General features: G+C 60.5%; 20 protein-coding genes. 11 read left to right on the forward strand and 9 right to left on the reverse strand.

Going from position 1 to position 20,558, the window contains the following annotated elements:
- Positions 1 to 146: 146 nt before the first annotated feature.
- The 3 genes from GGU46_RS13340 (at position 147) to GGU46_RS13350 (ending at position 2,866) form a co-directional block, all read left to right on the forward strand.
- On the forward strand, positions 147 to 617 hold the full coding sequence (locus tag GGU46_RS13340) for a ferritin-like domain-containing protein (protein WP_183404010.1): 471 nt from the start codon (positions 147 to 149) through the stop codon (positions 615 to 617).
- A 174-nt stretch (positions 618 to 791) separates the two neighbouring features.
- Positions 792 to 2,303: an exonuclease domain-containing protein gene (locus tag GGU46_RS13345; RefSeq protein WP_183404011.1), complete on the forward strand. Its 1,512-nt coding sequence runs from the start codon at positions 792 to 794 to the stop codon at positions 2,301 to 2,303.
- Positions 2,304 to 2,413: 110 nt separating this feature from the next.
- Complete coding sequence (locus tag GGU46_RS13350; protein WP_183404012.1) at positions 2,414 to 2,866, forward strand: hypothetical protein; 453 nt, start codon at positions 2,414 to 2,416, stop codon at positions 2,864 to 2,866.
- Between the two features lie 58 nt (positions 2,867 to 2,924).
- On the opposite strand, the gene GGU46_RS13355 is transcribed toward GGU46_RS13350, so the two are convergent.
- Entirely contained in the window at positions 2,925 to 4,532 is a 1,608-nt protein-coding gene (locus GGU46_RS13355; RefSeq protein WP_183404013.1) for a hypothetical protein, read from the reverse strand.
- Between the two features lie 150 nt (positions 4,533 to 4,682).
- Between GGU46_RS13355 and GGU46_RS13360 the strand changes: the two genes are divergently transcribed.
- Positions 4,683 to 6,281, forward strand: a complete 1,599-nt coding sequence (locus tag GGU46_RS13360; protein ID WP_183404014.1) for a hypothetical protein — start codon at positions 4,683 to 4,685, stop codon at positions 6,279 to 6,281.
- 177 nt (positions 6,282 to 6,458) lie between these two features.
- Here the strand turns inward: GGU46_RS13360 and GGU46_RS13365 are convergent, their stop codons facing one another.
- A complete protein-coding gene (locus GGU46_RS13365) occupies positions 6,459 to 7,583 on the reverse strand; it encodes a DNA topoisomerase IB (protein WP_183404015.1) in 1,125 nt (374 codons plus the stop codon).
- A 374-nt stretch (positions 7,584 to 7,957) separates the two neighbouring features.
- Here GGU46_RS13365 and GGU46_RS13370 point away from each other — a divergent pair, with 374 nt between their 5' ends.
- Positions 7,958 to 8,767, forward strand: coding sequence for a M48 family metalloprotease (locus tag GGU46_RS13370; RefSeq protein ID WP_183404016.1), 810 nt, complete (start codon positions 7,958 to 7,960; stop codon positions 8,765 to 8,767).
- 148 nt (positions 8,768 to 8,915) lie between these two features.
- Positions 8,916 to 10,097 carry an App1 family protein gene (locus GGU46_RS13375; RefSeq protein ID WP_183404017.1) on the forward strand — a complete coding sequence of 394 codons (1,182 nt, stop codon included), beginning with the start codon at positions 8,916 to 8,918 and terminating at the stop codon, positions 10,095 to 10,097.
- Positions 10,098 to 10,284: 187 nt separating this feature from the next.
- On the opposite strand, the gene GGU46_RS13380 is transcribed toward GGU46_RS13375, so the two are convergent.
- Positions 10,285 to 10,746 (reverse strand): YybH family protein, encoded by a 462-nt coding sequence (locus GGU46_RS13380; protein WP_183404018.1) that lies wholly within the window; start codon positions 10,744 to 10,746, stop codon positions 10,285 to 10,287.
- 74 nt (positions 10,747 to 10,820) lie between these two features.
- A complete protein-coding gene (mtgA, locus tag GGU46_RS13385; protein WP_246398980.1) occupies positions 10,821 to 11,618 on the reverse strand; it encodes a monofunctional biosynthetic peptidoglycan transglycosylase in 798 nt (265 codons plus the stop codon).
- 78 nt (positions 11,619 to 11,696) lie between these two features.
- Between mtgA and GGU46_RS13390 the strand changes: the two genes are divergently transcribed.
- Positions 11,697 to 12,332, forward strand: a complete 636-nt coding sequence (locus tag GGU46_RS13390; protein WP_183404019.1) for an LON peptidase substrate-binding domain-containing protein — start codon at positions 11,697 to 11,699, stop codon at positions 12,330 to 12,332.
- An 88-nt stretch (positions 12,333 to 12,420) separates the two neighbouring features.
- Entirely contained in the window at positions 12,421 to 13,713 is a 1,293-nt protein-coding gene (locus GGU46_RS13395; protein ID WP_317171915.1) for a metallophosphoesterase, read from the forward strand.
- On the opposite strand, the gene GGU46_RS13400 is transcribed toward GGU46_RS13395, so the two are convergent.
- Together GGU46_RS13400 and GGU46_RS13405 are read right to left on the reverse strand one after the other, a co-directional pair.
- The gene (locus tag GGU46_RS13400; protein ID WP_183404020.1) at positions 13,705 to 14,619 is read right to left on the reverse strand and encodes a diacylglycerol/lipid kinase family protein; all 915 of its coding nucleotides are present in this window, start codon (positions 14,617 to 14,619) and stop codon (positions 13,705 to 13,707) included. The two genes, GGU46_RS13395 and GGU46_RS13400, sit on opposite strands and share 9 nt — an antisense overlap.
- Before the next feature lie 121 nt (positions 14,620 to 14,740).
- Complete coding sequence (locus GGU46_RS13405) at positions 14,741 to 15,514, reverse strand: M48 family metallopeptidase (protein ID WP_246398979.1); 774 nt, start codon at positions 15,512 to 15,514, stop codon at positions 14,741 to 14,743.
- Between the two features lie 228 nt (positions 15,515 to 15,742).
- Between GGU46_RS13405 and GGU46_RS13410 the strand changes: the two genes are divergently transcribed.
- Positions 15,743 to 15,937, forward strand: a complete 195-nt coding sequence (locus GGU46_RS13410) for a hypothetical protein (protein WP_183404022.1) — start codon at positions 15,743 to 15,745, stop codon at positions 15,935 to 15,937.
- A gap of 100 nt (positions 15,938 to 16,037) precedes the next feature.
- Here GGU46_RS13410 and GGU46_RS13415 read toward each other — a convergent pair whose 3' ends face one another.
- Positions 16,038 to 16,814, reverse strand: coding sequence for a murein L,D-transpeptidase catalytic domain family protein (locus tag GGU46_RS13415; protein WP_215906345.1), 777 nt, complete (start codon positions 16,812 to 16,814; stop codon positions 16,038 to 16,040).
- A gap of 192 nt (positions 16,815 to 17,006) precedes the next feature.
- On the opposite strand from GGU46_RS13415, the gene GGU46_RS13420 reads away from it, so the two are divergent.
- Complete coding sequence (locus tag GGU46_RS13420) at positions 17,007 to 17,360, forward strand: hypothetical protein (protein WP_183404023.1); 354 nt, start codon at positions 17,007 to 17,009, stop codon at positions 17,358 to 17,360.
- Positions 17,361 to 17,487: 127 nt separating this feature from the next.
- Here the strand turns inward: GGU46_RS13420 and GGU46_RS13425 are convergent, their stop codons facing one another.
- The gene (locus tag GGU46_RS13425; RefSeq protein ID WP_183404024.1) at positions 17,488 to 17,895 is read right to left on the reverse strand and encodes a hypothetical protein; all 408 of its coding nucleotides are present in this window, start codon (positions 17,893 to 17,895) and stop codon (positions 17,488 to 17,490) included.
- 253 nt (positions 17,896 to 18,148) lie between these two features.
- Positions 18,149 to 18,622 (reverse strand): DUF4199 domain-containing protein, encoded by a 474-nt coding sequence (locus GGU46_RS13430; protein ID WP_183404025.1) that lies wholly within the window; start codon positions 18,620 to 18,622, stop codon positions 18,149 to 18,151.
- A 298-nt stretch (positions 18,623 to 18,920) separates the two neighbouring features.
- On the opposite strand from GGU46_RS13430, the gene GGU46_RS13435 reads away from it, so the two are divergent.
- Positions 18,921 to 20,543, forward strand: coding sequence for an ABC-F family ATP-binding cassette domain-containing protein (locus GGU46_RS13435; protein WP_183404026.1), 1,623 nt, complete (start codon positions 18,921 to 18,923; stop codon positions 20,541 to 20,543).
- Positions 20,544 to 20,558: the final 15 nt, after the last annotated feature.

Consider the following 20,558-nt stretch of genomic DNA (forward strand, 5'->3'; position numbering starts at 1 on the left):
AGCCCGAAGTCAAGGTGAAACTCTGATAACCGAAATTTTATAATCCGGGAAAGGCAACCTGCGCCGCCCGTACCGGGTATAAAAGCCCATCAGTCCCCTACTTCAGGACTCGTAAATCTCTTTCCTTTCATTCAAAACTTTAGATCATGGCCACTATAACCGGCGATACTGCCCGCGCTTACAACGACCTCGTAGAAATCAACAAAACGGCCGCCAAAGGCTACCAGGAAGCCGCCGAAGGCGCCAGCAGTGCCGACCTGAAGGCGAAGTTCAGCCAGTTCAGCCAGCAGCGCGCTCAGTTTGCCTCCGAGCTGTCGCAGCACGCCCAGCAGTACGGCATCAGCACGGAAGAAGGCAACACCATTGAGGGCCTGGTAGCCGACGCCGCCGCCGCTGTGCACCGCGGCTGGATTAACATCAAATCGGCCATTACGGGCCATGACGACAGCGCCATTCTGGGCGAGTGCGAAACCGGTGATGCCGTAGCCCTGCAGTCGTACGAAACGGCGCTGAAAGCTGCCGAGCTGCCCGCCGAGGCCCGCAACGTGCTACAGAAGCAACACGGAGAAATCCTGTCGGCCAAAAACTGGGTTACTCAGCAAAAAGGCACCCGCTAGGCCAGCAGCCGCATTACTTACAGAAAAGCCCGCCCTATCCGGCGGGCTTTTTTAGTTTTCAGCTTGTTGGTAAGTCGCCCCAGGGAGGAGCTTTCTACCTCATGCAACCTTCCGGGGGCGTATCTTTGTTACCAATAGGATTAGCACGTTTGTTTACTTGATTCCGCGCTTCGTTTGTACGCCATCATTGACCTTGAGACTACCGGAGGGCAGCCCGCGCAGGACCGCATCACGGAAATAGCCATTTATATCCACGATGGGGAGAAAGTAGTGGATGAGTTCAGCACCCTGCTGAACCCCGGCCGACCCATCCCGTTTTTCATCACCCAGCTCACCGGCATTACCGATGACATGGTGCGCGACGCCCCGAAGTTTCATGAGGTAGCGCGCCGGATTGTGGAAATAACGGAGGGGTGCGTGTTCGTGGCCCACAATGTGCGCTTCGACTACTCTTTTCTGAAAAAAGAGTTTGCCGACCTGGGCTACAACTACTCGCGCAAAACGCTGTGTACCGTGCGCCTGAGCCGCTCCCTGATGCCTGGCCAGCCCAGCTACAGCCTGGGCAAGCTCTGCCAGAACATCGGGATTCCGCTCAACGACCGGCACCGCGCCACCGGCGACGCCGCCGCCACGGCCATTCTGTTTGGGCGGCTGCTCAAGATCAGTCAGCAGGAAGAAGCCCTGCAGGCCCCGGGCCTGAGCCCGGCCGAAACCCTGGCGGCCGTGGACGCCAACGCGCCCTCGGGCCGGCGGCCGGCGGCCGGCACTACGTCTGCGGCCACCAAGCAACCCTCGGCCCGGAAAATCAAGGCGGTGCAGGAGGCCATCCGGACGGCTTTGCTACCCCCTAACATCACCCCGGAGAAAGTGGCCTCCCTACCCCAGGAAGCGGGGGTGTATTACTTTCACGATGAGCAGGGCGAGGTTATTTACGTCGGGAAGAGCATCAATATCTACAAGCGGATTCAGCAGCACTTTGCCGTCGATTATAAGTCGCGCAAGAGCATCGAGTTCAAGAACTCTATTTCCGACATTACCTGGGAGCTGACGGGCTCGGAGCTGGTAGCGTTGCTCTACGAGTCGCATGAGATAAAGCGTCTGAAGCCCTTGTATAACCGGGCCCAGCGCCGCTCGGTGTTTCCGGCCGGCATCTTTCTGCGCACGGATGAGAACGGGTACAAGCACCTCTACTACGGCCGCGCCGACGACCACGCCCAGTCGCACCCGCTGATTGCGCTGGGCAACCAGTACAAGGCCAAGGGCTTCCTGTTTCATAAGGTGGCCAAGTTCAACCTGTGCCAGAAGCTCTGTGACCTATACAAAACCACTGGCTCCTGCTTTGACTACCAGGTACACCGCTGCAAGGGGGCCTGCATCGGGCTGGAACCGGCCGAGGAATATAACCAACGCGTGGAGGCTGCCATCGAGTCGTTCACGTATGAGCACGGCTCTTTCGTGATTACCGGCCCCGGCCGCCGGCCCGATGAGAAAAGCATTGTAGTAGTAGAGAACGGGCGCTACCTGGGCTTCGGCTACGTGGATGACACTTTCACGGCCCGCCGCCTTCCTGACTTCGTTGACGCCATTACCCGCTACAACGACAATAAGGATGTGCAGCAGATCATCCGGCAGTACCTGCGCACCAAGCACAAAGACAAGGTCAAAATCTTCAAGAACGCGGGGTAAAATCTATTGCTAGGTGTGGCAGGCGCGCCCTGCATTTCGCTGTTGTATTGAATAGCAGAACTGCTATCTTCAAGGCAGACGGTCGGTGGCCGCCTGCAACCCGATGAAGTATGGCCGTTGTGTACGAATCTTCCTACCTGCGAATACGGCACGAACCAGACAACCGACTGCTGGAGCTAGAATGGCTGCACCCAGTCAGTGGCGAGCAGTTGCGGGCCGGGCTCATGGCAAGCCTGCGCTCCGCTGAGGAACTTCAGATCAGGGCCTGGATTGGCAATATGAAAAACCTGCAGACCATTGTGTTTCCCGATCAGCAGTGGATTTACGAGGAGTGGTTTCCGCGTTTTGCACGGTTGGGGGTACGGCGGCTGGCCGTGGTAGAGCTGGGCAACAGCGGCAGCCGGATGGGCATCGCCCAGATTATGCGCCACTCGGAGGGGCTGGTTCCGCTGGCTACGGCCTACTTTGCTACCCCCGAGGCAGCCCGCAACTGGGCCCGGCATTGGCGCGACGAAACTATGCTGCCCGGCAACGGGATTCCGGCTTATCCCTCCGGTTCCTGATTTAGGAAAGGACACTGGTGCGCTGGAGCTCAGCAAGCAGGCCCCACCCGGCGGGCAGCTAGTATAAGCGGTGCCGCAACAGCCAGCCGGCGCCATCAAACTCTTCGGCCCGGGGCTGATATTTCTCTACCTCCGTTTTTCCGACGCGCAGGGTGTTACCATCGGCGTTATCGTACACAGTGAGGCGGCTGCGAGGGCGGGCCGGCGCGGGAGCAGCCTCCAGCAAATCCTGGCCGGCTCCATCGTACACTCCAATCTTGAACCGAGGGTCCGGGTCGCCGCGGAGCTCAAAGGCATCGTTGCCGCCTAGCCCAAACAGTTTCAGGGAGCGGGTTTCGGGGCTATGAAATACGCGCTGCTGCAGCAACGTGGCACCCTGCGGCGTGAGCCGGTACACCTGCACCCGTACCTGCCGGGGCCCCAGGGCCTCCAGCACAAACCGCTCGGCCTCATCGGTGCCCGGCAGCTCCACGTCCCGGGCCAGCAGCTCGTAGAACCGGGCCGCCACGGCCGGCAGCTGCTCGCGCCGGCTGCGCAGCTTGCGGCTGAACTCAGCGGCGGCCAGCTGCTGCACCTCCCGGGGCCACACGGCCAGGGCCCGCGCAATAACGGCATCCGACAGGGAGCTACGCAGGGAATCGGCAATCTGCTGAAAGTCCTGGCGGGTCAGGTAGGGCAGCAACGACTTATCCATGGGCCGGGCGGCGCTGTTGAGGCCTTCCACATCGGAGAGCCGTATTTTTTCGTGGAAGCTCTGGTAGTTGGGCTTTACCCACCCGATGATGTGCGTTAGCAGGCCGTCATCAAACTTAAAGAAGGCGTGGTCCCGGTCGCGCGGAATAGCCCGGTACACCGTACCACCGTCGGCGGCCGGGAAGCTGGCCCAGCGCCACTGGTCTTCGCGGCGGCTCCAGTCGCCGAGCCACATATCAAACAGGCGGCTGCGCAGGTACTGGCGGGCATCTACCTGATACCGGGAGCTGGCTACCAGGTTGGTAAAGGCATGGCGTGAGCTTACTACCTGAGCGGAAAAGCCGAAGCTGCCGACGGTGCGCTGGTCGCCCTCGGGGCGCTCCTCAAACAAGTACAGGGCATTACCAAAACTCTCCCGGTACTCGCCCAGGGCCGGATCATCGGCCACGTACACCAGCCGCGGATTGGTGTAGTAAATACCCGCCGCCCGGGCCAGGGGCGGCACGATGTAGGCTCCGTACGGATGAATCACGCTGGTCTGGTCCTTCATCAGGCGGCCGATGGGCCCATTCTGCAAGCTCTCGGGCAAGGCCTTGGTAGCATCCTTATCCACGGAGCGCAGCACGTACTGCACGCCGTTGCGGTCCACCAGGCGCAGGTTACGGGTCTGGAACGAGCCGCCTTCCCGAATGGGGGTAAGCCCGCCCGGCACGGCCGTGCGCAGGTTGAACACCGGCGCCGTGACCGGCAGCGTCCAGAGCGCCCGGTAGTGCGTGCCCCAGAAGAAGCGGTGCACGGCTCCTCGCTGGTAGTGCGGGCCGGCCGCCACCAGCACGGTAGAGTCGGGGCGGATGGTGGCCGGCGGGGCAGGCGCTACGCGTTGGGCCGGGGCCGAGCAGGACATAAGCAGCAGGCCGGCGGCCGGTGCAACCGACCAGCGGACCGGCCGGAACACACGAGAAGAAAAGGGCACGGAACCTAGTAATTACTGATGTACATAGGCCGCCCGTTCCCGGACTGCCGCCCTTATAGCGCAAACCGGGCGGTAGCGGTTGTACGGCGGAGCATGTACTTTTCCGCGGGAGCTGCGTTCAAGGAGCCTAGCCGCGTCTTTTCGTTCTGCATGACCCTTCGCTACTCCAGTCTTCTGCTGCTTTTCGCTGCCACGGCCTGCGGCCGGGAAACTTACTTTCAGCCCGATGCCCGGGTGGATTCCGCCACGCCCCTCCCCCCCACCGCCGACAGCGCCCGGGTAACGGCCGGCCGCCATTACCACCGGGGGCCACTGGGCCGCCTGCTGCTGGGCACCCACCACCGGCCCAGCTGGGTACAACCCGTCAGCCTACCCGTGCTCAAACCGCAAAGCGTAGTAGCAGGGGGCCTCAAGTTCAGCAAAATGGGCGGCGGCTTCCAGACCACCAGCGTCACGCTGATTTCCCCCGAGGGCCGCAACTACGCCCTGCGCACCATCGACAAAGACCCTTACCGCACGTTGCCCAAAGTACTGCGCCAGGGCTTTGTGCTGACCGCGGTGCGCGATGCTACCTCGGCCGGCCTGCCGTACGGCGCGTTTGTGGTGCCGCCCCTGGCCCAGGCCGCTGGCGTGCCCCACACCACCCCGCGCCCCTTCTACGTCCGGGCCGATGAGGTGGGGCTGGGCGACGCCTCAGAGCGGTTTCAGGGCAAAGTGGTGCTGCTGGAAGAGAAGTTTGAGGGCAAGCAGAACATCTTCGGGCCGGTAGCCGGAGCCACGGCCCTGGAAGAATCCGATGACGTGCTGGCCGAGCTGTACGCTACCCCCGGCCACAAGCTGGATGGGGAGGCCTTTCTGCGGGCCCGCCTGCTGGATATCTGGCTCGGCGACTGGGACCGGCACGAAGGGCAGTGGAGCTGGGCGGCCTACCCCCAGCCCACCGGCCAAACCCTCTGGCGGCCCGTGCCCCAGGATCGGGACCAGGTTTTTTTCCGGTTTGATGATGGCGCTATTCCGTGGCTGATCAGCAAGCTGGTAAGCAAATTCCGGACTTTCCGGCCGCGCTACCAAAGTACCGAGGGCTACACCCGCAACGCCAGCTTTATTGATGAGCGGGCCCTGGCTGAAGTCAGTCGCCCGGCCTACCGCCGCATCGCCCTCGACCTGCAGGCCCGCCTCACCGATGAGGTTATTACCCGGGCCGTGCGCCAAGGCTTACCGGCGGAAGTGTACCGCAAGCAAGGCCCGCTGTTGGAAGAGGCTCTCCGCGCCCGCCGGGCCAAGCTGCCACAGGTAGCTAACGAGTTTTACGCCCTGAAGGCCCGCCAGGTGGTGGTAGCCGGCACCGACCAGAACGAGCGGTTTGTGGTAGAGCGCCGCTCCGACACGGCTACGGTAGTATCCGTGTACCAGATTCCGGCCGACAAAAGCCAGAAAAAGCCCTTACTCCTGTATCAGCGCAGCTTCAACCCCACCCATACCCGCACGGTAGTGTTGCACGGCCTGCAGGGCAAGGATGAGTTCATCGTATCGGGCCAGGTGCGCCGCTCTCCTTTCCTGGATATCTACGGTGGCCCCGGCTCCGATGTGGTGCAGGATTCCTCCCGCGTGGCGGGCTGGCGCAAGCGCACCCGTTTCTATGACACGCGCCGTAACAACGAGCTGGAAATCATCGGCCCCGAGTTCAAGGACCGCACGGAGCACAGCGTCAAGCCCCACGCCTTTGACCGGGACGGCTCGGGAAGATGATTCTACTGTCATGGCGAGCGGAGCGACGCCATCCTTCCTGACCAACGCCCTACCCCCTAAAACGTGACAAGCCCTTGACGACTGCGCTAGCGTCAAGGGCTTGTCTGTTTAGCAGGCTTGTCACAGAAGAGAGGAAGGATGGCGTCGTCGTGCCTCCTCGCCATGACACCTCACCACCTACTGCTTGGCCGCTTCCAGCTCCTGCAGCATTTCCAGCACCATGTGTTCGGTGGGAGTCAGCAGGTCGTTTTCGCTGGGGTCGGCGTCGTGGCGGCGCAGGTAGTCGATGAGCTGGTCGGAGTTGAATAGCTCCACCACCTGCGGATGGATGTAGTACTTGGAGCACACGCTGGGCGTATTGCCCAGGTTTTCGGCTACGTCTTTTAGGGCGCGTTTCAGGGATTTAGGCTTCGGGAAGGCGGGCTCCTCGTCGATAACCCGCTCCAGGGCTTCCACCATTTTCACGGTGCCACCCCAGGTGCGGAAATCCTTGGCCGAAAGGTTCATGCCGGTTACCTCGTGCAGGTAGTCGTTCACGTCGCCCGATTCCAGCTCCTCGCGGTGCCCGTCGGGAGCGTAGTACTGGAACAGGTGCTGGCCCGGTATTTCCTTGCACTTCTGCACGAGGCGGGCCAGCTTCCGGTCGTGAATGGTGAGGTCGTGGGCTACCCCCTTCTTCCCCACGAAGCTGAAGCGCACATCGGCCCCGCTCACCTGCACGTGCTTGTCGCGGAGAGTCGTAAGGCCATAGGTTTTGTTTTTCTTGGCGTACTCCTTGTTGCCGATGCGGATAAACGACTGATCCATCAGGGTCAGCACCAGGGCAATAACTTTGCGTTTGTCCAGCGCCGGACGGCCCAGATCTTTATGCAGCTGCATCCGTAGTTCGGCCAGCTTTTCGCCGAAGGCCCGAAGCCGGCTGAACTTGGTGAGGGCGCGGGCCTGGTCCCAGGCCGCGTGGTAGAGGTACTGTTTGCGGCCCTTGGCGTCGCGGCCGGTTACCTGCAAATGGCTGTTCGGCGAGGGCGAAATCCAGACCTCCGTCCAGGCCGGCGGAATCACGAAGCCGCGGATGCGCTCCAGCGTTTTCTCATCTTCCACCGGTTCGCCCTTGGCCGTGAGGTAGCGAAACTCGCCCGCGGCGGTGGCCTCGCGGGTCAGGCCGGGCTTGGTATCGGTGAGGTAGCGCAGGCCGGCCAGCTCGGCCTGGCGGGCGGGGTCTTTGTAGAGAATATGAGCTTCTTCCAGAGGCTCCAGTTTCTTTTTGCGGGTTTTGGGGCGGGCGGTAGCGGCAACAGACATAGTTCGAGGTCAGAGGGCCGCCCGCGACACTAGCGGGCGTTTTCCCCTGTACGCAAGCCGCCTCGGAAATGATAAGGTGCCGAAGCCTTTACCCGGCCGGCCACGGGCCAGCGGGCAACCTGTCAGGCCGCCGGCTGGCCTGGTCAGCTGGTTTCCTATACGAAAAAACCGGGCCTACCGAGGGCCGGGGCAGCGGCCCCGCCCATACTTTTCCGGCTGATACTCCGTGGGGTACTCCCCGCAAAACCTTCTCTGTAGCGCGTAAAAGCAACATCCTGCTGGGTAGCGCCGTTAGGAACCTGCTGGTTCTGGCATTGTTTTTTCTAACCACCCAGCACCACCTTCCTTTTCTTATACCATTTTCCTCCGCGTGTATGCGTCGTTTTTTGCTTAAACCCTGGCTGCTTCTCGGTCTGATAGTTTCGCTGGGCACTGCTTCTTCCTGCTCGAAAGATGGCGACGGTGTTTTGCTGTTTTCAGTAGAAGATGATATAGCCCTCGGCCAGAAAGTAGCCGCCGAAACCGATTCCACTTTCCGCGCCAAAGGCCAGCTGCTGGAGCCCGGTAGCAATCCCACCGCCTACGCGGCCCTGGGCCGCATCGTGACGCGGGTGCTGGACAGCGGCAAGCTGCAGTACCGCAACGAATTTCCCTGGGACGTGAAAATCATTCGGGACGACCAGGTACAGAACGCCTTTGCTACCCCCGGCGGCCACATTTACGTGTACTCGGGCCTGATTAAGTACCTCGATAACGAAACCGAGCTGGCCGGTGTGCTGGGCCACGAAATTGCCCACGCCGACCGCCGCCACACTTCCCGCCAGCTCCAAAGCCAGTACGGCATCAGTGTGCTGCTGAGTTTGCTGCTCGGGGAAAATGAGAACACCCTAGTGGACGTGGCCGCCAGCCTGGGCCAGCTCAAATTCAGCCGCGACTACGAAACGGAGGCCGATTCTTACTCGGTGGAGTACCTCAACGGCACCAACTACTACGCCTGCGACGGGGCGGCGGGCTTCTTCATCAAGGCTGAAAAAGAGGGCCAGGCTGCTACCCCCGAGTTCCTGAGCACTCACCCCAACCCCGGCTCCCGCATCCAGAACATCCAGACCAAAGCCGAGCAGATGGGCTGCCGCAACCGCACGGCTAACAGCAACGATTTCAACACGCTGAAAAACGCACTGTAATCAGCTTTGACAGTTATTTTGAACAGGCTTCTGGCTGCGGCTGGAAGCCTGTTTTGTTTTCTGAGCCAGGCAAAAACCCTACCCCCACGCAACACGCAACGGCTCCGCTTGCGTAAGGAAGGCTTCGTTTCTGCTTTCTTTACGCCTGATGCCTCTACTCGACAAACTCAGCAGCTGGGCCGAACGGGCCGATGATGCCCTGACCCGCGCCCGTGCCCGCCTGGGCCTGCTCCACCCCCTGCAGCTGCTTTCGTACCGCAGCTACGGCACCCCCAGCCGCCTCTACGTGAAAGGCCGCCTGCTCACGGACAAGGGCATTGGGGAGCCCGACCCTACCGACTCGCGCTGGCACAACCTGCTGAACATGTACCGCCGCTTCGACAGCAACGAAATCAGCGGGGCCCAGCTGCAGGTCCGCCCCGCCGATGGCTCCGAGCACTCGGTCGTAACGGATGAGGAAGGCTACTTCACCCTGAACCTGGAGCCCAAGCAGCTTCCGGAGCCCGTCGATTTTCTGTGGTACCCCGTGGACGTGCTGCTGCGGCAGGCCCCGGCGCCCTTCCCAACTCCCGAAAAGCTCGATACCCGGGCTATGGTGCTGATTCCGCCGGCCGACGCGGAGTACGGCATTATTTCCGACCTCGATGACACCGTAATTCAGACCTCGGCGACGGATTTGCTGCGCATGGCCCGCACGGTGCTGCTGCGCAATGCCCGCTCCCGCCTGCCCTTTAAGGGGGTAGCCGAGTTCTACCGGCAGCTGCAGCTAGGGCGCAACGGCAAGCGCAACAATCCCTTTTTCTACGTCAGTAGCTCGCCCTGGAACCTGTATGATTTGCTGGAGGACTTCCTGAACCTGAACGACGTTCCGCCCGGCCCGCTGCTGCTGCGCGACATGGCCCTGAAGCGCAAGCAAAACACCGACGCCTCGGAGCACCACGGCCACAAGCTCAAGGAAATCGACAACCTGCTGCTGACTTACCCCACCCTGCCCTTCGTGCTTATCGGCGACTCGGGCCAGGAGGACGCCAACATTTACCGGGAGGTAGTGCGCCGCCACCCCGGCCGCATCCTGGCCATCTACATCCGCGACGTAAACCGCCCCGACCGCGCCGCACTGGTGGAGCAGGTTTCGGAAGATCTGCGCTCCGACAAAGTGGAAATGCTGCTGGTGCAGGACACGGTGCAGGCCGCTCATCACGCCGCCGCCACTGGCCTTATTTTCCAGGAAGCCATTCCGGCCGTGGAGCAGGAAAAGCAAAAAGATGAAGCCGCCGCAGACGACACGGAACTGGATGGCGAGGGCACCGGCGAGCCGGTTATGAAGTAGTGGTACCTACACGGTCAGGGCGAGGAGGCACGACGCCGCCATCCGTCCGGACCAACACCCTACCCCCTAAAAACGTGACAAGCTCTTACTTCCAGCACGGAGGTAGGGGCTGGTCACATTATCAGGTTTGTCACGCAGAGAGGAAGGATGGCGTCGGTACCCTCGCCATGACACTTTACTCCAGCACTCAACTCGAATGGTCGGCCACTACTACCCACCTTCCAGCAATGCGGCGCCACACGAGCAGGAAATGTCCGTGCAGGTCGCCGGCGGTGGGGCGGGCCAAGTGCCAGCGCCCGATAACCTGGGCGGCATCGGGGCTCAGGAGTTGAATGCGCAGGTTGCTGAAATCGAGCTGCCCCATGGTGGCGGCGTTGGGGTAGCTGCGGCGGTAGTTGTCGAGGGTAGGCTGCCAGCCGTAAGTCAGGCCGCTTTTCCCGATAAACACTAAAGAATCATGCTGCCAGTAGCCCTGCATGAAGCCAGCTATATCGCCGCGGTTCCAGGCAGCGGTTTGCGTGGCCAGCACCTGGGCAATGTCGCGGCGGGCCGCGGCCGCGGCTGCGCCTGACGATGCGGGCGAAGTGGAAGAGGTGCGGCAGGTGCTGAGGAGCCCCGAAGTGGCAAGAAGCAGAAGGAAACGTTTCATGTCCGGAAGATAGAAGTCAAACCCCAGGGGTAGCTTATACCCTTTTCGGCACCCCACCCCTGGCTGGCTACGCCTTATTTGTCCATGAGCTCGCGCACGTAGGCCGTACCGCCCAGACGGCGCATGTTGCGCATTACGCGCTGCTGCTTGGCGCGGGCCTGTGGGCCCGGATTGGCCGCCCGGAACCGCAGCGGGTTGGGCAGTACGCCGGCCAGCAAGGCCGCTTCGGCGGGCGTCAGGCGCTTGGCTGATTTGTGGAAGTATTGCTGAGAAGCCGCTTCGGCCCCAAAAATACAGTCGCCCATTTCGGCCACGTTCAGGTACATCTCCATGATGCGGCGCTTGTTCCAGAGTAACTCAATCAGCAAGGTAAAGTACGCCTCTGCCCCTTTGCGCACGTAGCTGCGCCCCGACCACAGGAACACATTTTTGGCGACCTGCTGCGAAATAGTGCTCCCCCCGCGCAGCTGCTTGCCCCCGCTCAGGTTGGATTTGGCCGCTTTCAGCAGAGCATCACCATCGAAACCGTGGTGAATCAGGAAGCGCTGGTCTTCGGCGGCCACCAAGGCCAGGGGCAGGTGGGGCGATACTTCAGCCAGCGTCCTGAAGTGGTAGCTGATGCGGCGGTCCTGCTCGCGGATGCCGTGGTAGCCCATGCCAACGGGGGCGTGGGCGCGGCGGTCCAGCATCAGCCAGGTAGCCGGCGGGCTAATCCAGCGGTAGAGCAGCACCCAGGCAATAGAAGTCAGGAACAGCGCGGCCACTACTTGCAGGGCTACCCGCCCCACGCGGCGCAACGTTTGCCGGTAATCCGTCACGAAATCAGCAACTAACGTAAAGTGAAAAGCCGAAGCCGGAGGCTTCGGAGGCAAAAGTAGCAGATTTTAGCCCCCAGGCGCGGCCCGGGCCCAGGGTCACAGACATTTCCTCACTTTTTTGGTTATCTACCCATGACTCGTCCGCTGGCCCTGTTTCCGCTGAACCTGGTTGTGTTTCCGGGGGAAAAACTCAACCTGCACATCTTTGAGCCCCGCTACCGTCAGCTTGTGCACGACTGCGAACAGGAGGGCATTACCTTCGGTATTCCTTCCTACCTCAACAATCAGGTAAGCCCGCTGGGGACGGAAATGCGGCTGGTAAGCGTGGAAAAAACGTATCCGTCGGGCGAAATGGACATCCGGACCCGGGCCGTGGGCGTGTTCCGGATTCAGGAGTTCTACCGCCAGCTGCCCCATAAGCTGTACGCTGGGGCCGCCGTGGAGGACGTGCCGGACGACTCCACCCCCGACCCGGCCCTGCAGGAGCGCACCCGGGAGCTGGTGCGGCAGCTGTACAGTATTCTGGGACTGCAACGGCTTTTTCTGGAACTTCCTCCCGATTTTCGAGTGTACGACATTGCCCACCACCTTGGCCTGAGCACCGAGCAGGAATACCAACTGCTGGAGGCTACCCGGGAGGTAGAGCGTCAGCAGCTCGTGCTAGTGCACTTACAGCAAATATTGCCCGTACTGCAGGAAACCGAGCGCCTGAAGGAGCGGGTGCGCCTGAATGGCCACTTCAAGAACCTGACCCCGCCTTCCTTCTAGACTACCCGCCCTGCGGGCGACGGTGCCGCGCCTTTTTCTTCGCCTTCACTGAAGTAGCCTGCGTATAGCTACCGAATAACCTGATGCCGTGCCCGACCTGACGCTGCTTCTGTATGTAGGAATAGATGTAGCCTTGCTGCTACTGGGCTGGCTGCTGTGGCGTTTCCGGCAGGAGCGGCAGTACCGGCGGCGGCCCTACGTGGCCCCGGCCTACAACGACTGGGCCCGGCAGCCCCTCCCCCCTCAGCCCCCCCGGCACCGGATAGCCCTGCTCGGCGACCCAGGGGCCGTGGTAACCGACGGTACTGACCCTATTCTGAGCCTGCTGAACAGCTGGCAGCGAGATACCGGCCCGGCTGGCACCATCATTATTCTCGGCGACAATGTGTATCCCACCGGCCTGCCTGCGCCCGAGCACCCGGCCCGGGCCGCCGCCGAAGCTCGCTTCAATACGTTGCTAGCTACGCTGAGGGAGTTCCCGGGCCGGGTGGTGTTTCTTAGCGGCAACCACGACTGGAACAAGGGCCGCCCCGATGGCTGGGAGTATTTGCGGCGGCAGGAAGCGTACGTGCGGGAGCATCTGCCCACGGCGCACTACCTCCCCCCCGACGGGCAGCCCGGCCCCGTTACGCTGCAGCTGGCCGAAGGGCTGCTGCTGATTGTGCTTAATACCCAGTGGTGGGTGCAGCGCGGCTCCCGGCCGGCCGCCGATGCCAAGGAGCCTTTCCGGGAGCTGCGCCGGCTGCTGAGTGCCAACCGCCACCAGCAGGTAGTAGTGGCCGGGCATCACCCGCTGTACTCCAATGCCTTGCACGGGGGGAAGTTCACGGCCAAGCAGCACGTATTTCCGCTTACTACGGTCCATAAACAGGCGTATGTGCCGCTACCCGTTATCGGCTCGTTGCTGCCGCTGTACCGGAAGGTGGTGGGCGCCGCCGAGGACATGGCCCACCCGCGCTACCGCAAAATGCGCCGGCGCCTCCTGCGGGTGCTCCAGGAGTTCCCCGGCGTTATTTACGCGGCCGGCCACGACCACAACCTGCAATACTTTCAGTACAAAGGGGGGCACTACCTGGTCAGTGGCTCGGGCAGCAAAACGGCCTTTGTGCAAAAGGGCGGCCGGGCCACCTTCGTGCATGAGCACAAAGGCTTTTTCAGCTTAGAGGTGTACACTCCGGGCGAAACGTGGCTGCGGACCCTGGAGCCCGGGCCGGCAGAAGAGGTGTTCCGGCTGCGGCTGGAGCCGCCAGCCCTAGCTGCTCCTGTTCCCTTACCCCGGCCAGCTACCGTAAGCCAGCTGCCACCCTCGGCAGGCCAGGTAGCAGGAGCGCCGCCGCACTCCACAGGGCCCGGACAGCCAGCGGGCCGGCCCCTACGCTGAGGCGGGCGGCCCGAGAATGCGCAGGCTCCGGGGGTCAATTTCTACTTCCACCGGGGTGGGCAGGCGGCAGGGCTCCCCGTCAATCTGCACCAGCACTTCCGCCTGGCCCGGCACGCTGATGCGGGCCCGCCGGCAGCTTAGCCTCCGGGTATAGTCTGAAACGTCGAAGTCGTTGGTGTACAGGTGGTAGAGCAGCCCGGGGGCGGCAAGGTTCGGAAAGGGCTCTATCAGGCAGATTTCAAACTGGCCATCATCCAGCTCCCTATCCGGATTGATGATGACATTGCTCCCGAAAGTATTGGCGTTGGCAATGGTTACCATGAACGCCGGACCTTCCCAGGTTTGCTGGTCGGTTTCGATGTGGTAGATAGCTGGCTGGTAGTTGACGTACTCCTGGGTGGCAATGCGCACGTAGGCACCCGGCCCGCGGGCCCCGCCCTGGTCGAACCGTTCTACCACCAGCGCATTAAAGCCCAGGTCGGCCAGGTGAGCCGAAAATCGGCCGCCTACCCGCAGCGTGTCCACAATGCGCAGCTGGTAGTCCCAGGTTAGCCGCAGGGCCTGCTCTACCTCCTGCGGTATGCCTAAATCTTTGGAGAGGCCATTTCCAGAGCCCAGCGGAATGATGCCCAACGGTGTTGCGCCGCCGGCCAGGGCCTCGGCTACCAAGCTGGCAGTACCATCGCCCCCGGCCGCAAATACGGCGTCGGAGGGATGCGCCGCCAGGTGGCTGCGCAGGCGGCCCAGGTCGTCGTTGCCGCTGGTATGAAAAAATGTTGCCCTGCGCCCTCGCTCCCGGCAGTAGCGCCGGATGGTAGCTTCCAGCTCCGTTTTATCAATATCGCCGGATACAGGATTGAGGACGAACAGCAGGTGTCGAAGCGTAGGACAAGCGGTGGGTGGCATGACAAGAAAAACTAAGGTTCAGCAGCTCTCAGGGGGTAGCCCCGCCAGAGGTCGGTCACGTCTGAAACGCACATAGCCGACCTAAGGTCGGCTATGGAACACAGAATTTATGGAGTGGGCCCTACGGTTTCAGGTTGCCGGGCAGCCCCTGCGGGAAATCTTCGGCTATATCGCGCTGCAGCTCCTGAATGCGGTTGCCAGGGTTGGGGTGGGTACTCAAAAATTCGGGCGGGCCGCCGCCGTGGTTAGCCTGATCCAGAATTTCCATTACCTGAATCATGGAACGCGGGTCGTAGCCGGCGGCCGGGGTGAAATCAACGGCGAGGCGGTCAGCCTCCAGCTCATCTTCGCGGCCGTAGCGCAGCGTGAGCAGCTTGCCAACCATTGCCGCCGCGGCCGCGCTGGCCATCGTAGCGGGCCGGTCGGGGTCGTAGAGGCCAATGGCGGCGGCACCGGTCAGGCCCTGAGTCAGCCGGGATTTGGCAATCTGCTCAGCCGAGTGCCGGCCTACCACGTGCCCGATTTCGTGGGCCAGTACACCGGCCACCTGCCCTTCCGTTTTCAGGTTTTTCAGCAGACCGGCCGTAATAAATATCTGCCCGCCGGGCAAAGCAAAGGCGTTAATCGTGTTTTCGTCGGCTAGCAGATGAAACTGAAATTTGTAGGGGCTCTGGCGGACTTTGGTGCTTTGCACAATCTGCTGACCAATGCGCTCAAGGGCGGCGCCGGCCTGGCGGTCGGGGTGGATGCCGCCGTACTGCTGGGCCATTTCGGGGGCGGCCTGCAAACCCAGGGCTATTTCCTGGTCAGCCGACATATCAACGTGCTGCACTTCGCCGGTCACTTCGTTTTTCTGCGTGTTGCAGTAATACGGGATGAACGCGAAGGCCGCCATGACCAAAGCAATTATGTATCGAAGGCTTCCTCGCATGGTTGGGGGTAGGGAAAAGGGAGTGAAACAAGCTAAAAAGGGGCCGGGTGGCCTCTAGGGCCTTGTAACGCGAAGCCTACGGTAGGGTTGTCGGGGCCGGCAGAACCTAAATCTGACCTACCCACGTATCAGTCACTATTCCGGCCCGCCTACCCGGCGGGCCGTTTCTCCCCACTGCAACTTCCCTCTCCCATGAATCAGAAACGCACCTTTGGCAGCATTCTTACCATCCTGGGCATACTCGGTATTATTGTCGGCGCCCTGGCATTCCTCCAGATCGGGGGGCTGGGCCTGAGCAAGATGAACTCGTTTGTACCTTTCGTTATCGGGCTGATTTTCTTTTTCGCCGGCATTAACCTGGTAAAAACCACCGGCGACCGGGCTTGAGCCCACCCGGGTTTTCTGAGAGTACACCCCAGTATAGCCAAAGCCCCGCCGGCTGTTTTGTAACAGCGGGCGGGGCTTTTTTCTGGGATAGAACGGCGGGTTAGCCAACCTGCCCAAGCAGGCCCTTGCTACGGGCAAAGCCCACCAGGGCCGGATCCAGACTTAACCAGTTGGAGCGGTAGCCAGTATACGCGGGGCCATTGGCAAACAGCACGGTTCCGCCTTTTATCGTGCGGATGATGGCCGGCGTTTGTTCTACGGGCAGAGCCGGGCAGCCCTGACTACGCCCCAGCCGCCCGTGCTGCCGGATAAACTGCTGGCTAACATAGTCTGCACCGTGTACCACCACGGCGCGACTGAGGGCATTGGTGTTGTAGCCGGCATCTACTCCGTGCAGCTTCAACGACAGGCCGTGCTTGCCTTGGTAGGTAGCACCCGTTACGTAGAACCCCAGACTACTCATCTCTGAGCCCTCGCGGTTCGAGAAATTCTGGGCGAACTCCTCCCCCGTGTACTTACCGTGTGCTACCAGCGTGTGGTGCAGTAGCTTTCCTTTGGCCAGATCAAGTGTCCAGAGCCGCTTCTGGGTGCTGGAGCGACTAAAATCGATAATGGACAATATGTGGGCGCTGGTAGTACCCCGCTGCTGCAGATGGTAGAAGCCAATCAGCGCGCGGCGGTACACATCCAGCGGCAGGCCGGTAGCACTCAGGCCCGCCTGGGCGTAAGACAGGGCTACGTGCTGCTCAAAAGCAGCCATTACGAAAGCTTTTTCCGGGCCGTTGAGCCGTACGCTCGCGGCGGCAGGGGTAGGTGTGCGGCCAGTGGGCGGTGCCGCTGCCAACGGGTTGCCCAGCGTGAGGGCGGTCAGCAACAATCCGGCAACCCGGGTAAACACATTCGTCATCGGCTAATTCAGTCGGGGCGAAGTAAATTGCGAAGGCATCAGGCCGTTTTGCGGCCCTGGGTAAGTCAAAAATAGCACTTTTCTCTCACTACCCTTCGGGGGCCAAACTCACTTTCCGTGCAAACCGTTCCCTTTTTTCTCCGGCGCCTCGCAGTCATCCTTGTGGCAGGAGCGCTGACTGCCGGTTGCGGCCACTCCCTGCCCAGCCTTCCGGGCTTCGACTCTGAGGCTTGGCGGGCTGATGCGTACGGCTGCCGAAGCAAGCGCGCCACCCTGCTCCCGGTTCTGGAGAAACACCGTGGCGAGCTGTATGGCGCCCGCGTTAACGACATAACCCGCCTGCTGGGCCACCCCGACGAGGAAGAGCTAGGAGAGCAAAGCGACAAAGTGTACATCTATTACGTAACTGCTGGCCTGCAGTGTGCTCCGGGGCACCCGCGCGCCGCCCGGGGCCGGGTCATGTTGCGCAGCGGGGCTACGGGCACCATCACAGAAGTTATTCTCCCGGTGATTTAGTCCCAGTAAACTGTAAGTATTCTGCTAACGCCCCACCCACGCTGAGAGGGAACGTTGCAAAAGCCAGCGCGGCCGCACCATGTAGTGTGGTGCGGCCGCGCAGGTTTGGTAAATGAAAAAGGCTACGTTAGCCCAAGCCGCCTTCGTTGGAGTTAGCGGGTGGGGTAGGCACGGAGTCGCGCTTTTGCTCCTCACGGAACAGGCTTAACTGCGAAGGCGTGAGGATGCGGCTGCACTCGGCCTCGTATTGTGCTTCCAGCTCAGCCATTTTGGCGTTGCGCTGCAGCGGATCCTGCTGGTACTCCCACTGAATTTCCTCCAGCCGGGCCAGCTTTATCTTATTTACTTCGCGCAACTTAATAAACTGAGCCTCATTTAGTTGCAGCTGAGAACTCATTTGCCGGGTAACCTCTTCCACCCGCTCAACAGCAGCATCAGGGGCTCCGGGGCGCTCGGCGTACCGGTCCCGGCGCTGCGCCAACGAGACGGTGCTTAAGCTAACGACAAGCAAAAAGGTGAGTACTGAAGTTTTCATATGAAAACGGAAAGCATGCAGGTAGAAAGACATAAGTGCTGAGTTAACCAACATTTTCCAAGAAAAATTCAGCCCCTCTGCCCTTTTGTTAATACAAATATATACTAAAAAAAGCACAACGGAATATATACAGTATATTTTTTGTATAACTTTTTATAAAAATAACCATGTATATTTATCTACTTCTATATAGCTAGGTACTAAAAAAGCGGACCCTAAGGGCCCGCTTTTGGGTTGGATTGTTGAGTTGCTTCTACTCAATACCAGTAATCGGCTTGTGGTCGGGGCTCTTGTAGTACTGCATGGCTACCAGGGAAATAATCACGCCGGACATGGCCCCTTGCAGGATAATTGCCAGGAAAGCAATGGTCACCGAGAGGTCAAACCCAAACAGGTCCTCGGCCCGGATACCTTCCATAATCTGGCGGTTCAGTACGCCCGCGTACACGATAAAGAAGAGGGCAAACACAACGGAAGCCACCAGCGCAGTGATAATACCCGTCCCGAATCCGTGCAGGTAGGGCATGCGGTCCTGGCGGAAACGCTTGTAATTCACAATGGCCAGGCAAACGCCGACGGCCAGAATCACGCCGTTCAGGAAGCTGAACTCGATGCGCTGGACCAAGCCCGTCAGGGAAGCAACGATAAAATATACGATCATGCCGACCGACGTAAACAGGCCGTAACGAATGCCATTGGTTTCGGGCGTAATGCGTGAAGTAGCCATACAAAAAAAAAGGGGTTGGGGAAAATGAACAATCGGGGGATGCTGACTGGCAGGGAACCAGCCCCGGGTGCATAGCTGTTTTCCAGGTGCTCCACGGGTGCCAGTAGTAGCCATCAGCTACTTTTTATACCGTATTGCTGGGCAGGTAGTTGTGTATTGCGGTGGCTTTTTTTTGCAATCGGCCGCAACTCTTTCCCGCAGCTCGGCCCGGCCGGGGCATTTTGCGTATTTTTGCCGGCCGTTTCGCCGGGCCTTTGCCCGGGCCGGCCGGTCCGAAGTTTCTCCGCATATTTTTCCTATGATCAGCACCTCCAACGTAAGTCTGCGCTACGGCAAGCGCGTATTGTTCGAAGACGTTACCATTAAGTTTATGCCCGGCAACGTGTACGGCCTCATTGGGGCCAACGGGGCAGGCAAATCAACCTTTTTGAAGATTCTCTCGGGCGAGATTGAGCCGAACACGGGCTCGGTGGATATGCCCAAGGGCGCCCGTCTTTCGGTGCTGAAGCAGGATCAGTTCGCGGCTGATGCCTTCCCGGTTCTCCAGACGGTTATTATGGGTCACCAGCGCCTGTGGCAGGTAATGGAGGAGAAAGACGCGCTGTACGCCAAAGCCGATTTTTCGGACGCAGACGGGGAGCGGGCGGCCGCCCTGGAAGGTGAGTTTGCCGACTTGGAAGGCTGGAACGCCGAGTACGAGGCAGCCGAGCTGCTCTCCGGCCTGGGCATTTCGGAAGACAAGCACCATACTCTGATGGGCGACCTGGGCACCTCTGACAAGGTGCGGGTGCTGCTGGCCCAGGCCTTGTTCGGCAACCCCGACGTGCTGCTGCTGGACGAACCCACCAACGGCCTTGATGCCGAAACTGTACTGTGGCTGGAAAACTTTCTTGATTCATTCCAGAACACGGTAATTGTGGTCAGCCACGACCGCCACTTCCTCGACGCGGTGTGTAACTACATGGCCGACCTCGACTTCTCGAAGATTACCATGTACCCCGGCAACTACTCGTTCTGGTACGAGTCGTCGCAGCTGGCTTTGCGCCAGCGCCAGGAGGTAAACAAGAAAACCGAGGATAAACGCAAGGAGCTGGAAGAGTTTGTGCGCCGCTTCTCGGCCAACGCGTCGAAATCCAAGCAGGCTACTTCGCGCCAGAAGCTGCTGCAAAAGCTTACGCTGGAGGAAATCAAGCCTTCGTCGCGCAAATACCCTTACATCGCCTTCAAATCGGAGCGCGAGGCTGGCAATCAGCTGCTGACGGTGGAAAACCTGAGTAAATCGGTGGATGGGCAGACGGTTTTTCGGAACGTATCCTTCTCGCTGGATAAAAAGGATAAGGTAGCCATCATCAGCCGCGACGACCGGGCCGCTTCCCTCCTCTTCGACATCCTCTTTAATGAGACCAAGCCCGACACGGGCGAGTTCAAGTGGGGCACTACCATCACGCCCAGCTATTTCCCCAAGGAAAACACCGAGTTCTTTGATACCGATCTGAACCTGGTAGATTGGTTGCGCCAGTACAGCACCGAGAAAGACGAGTCGTTTATCCGGGGCTTTTTGGGCCGCATGCTGTTCTCCGGCGAGGAGTCACAGAAAAAATCGAATGTGCTCAGTGGGGGCGAGAAAGTACGTTGCATGCTGAGCAAGATGATGATGGAAGCCGGCAACGTGCTCGTGCTCGACGACCCCACGAACCACCTCGACCTGGAAAGCATTACGGCCCTGAACAACTCCCTGAAGGACTTTACCGGCACCCTGATTTTTGCCTCTCACGACTTGCAGGTAGTAGAAACCGTAGCCAACCGCATCATTGAGCTCACCCCGGATGGCATCATTGACCGCCGCATGAGCTACGAAGAGTACCTGGCCGACGAAAATATCAAAGCCCAGCGCCAACGTATGTATCAGTTGGTGTCGTAGTTACGTTGTAACCAG

Origin of the sequence: Hymenobacter latericoloratus (genome assembly GCF_014199535.1) — a bacterium.
Lineage (GTDB): Bacteria > Bacteroidota > Bacteroidia > Cytophagales > Hymenobacteraceae > Hymenobacter > Hymenobacter latericoloratus.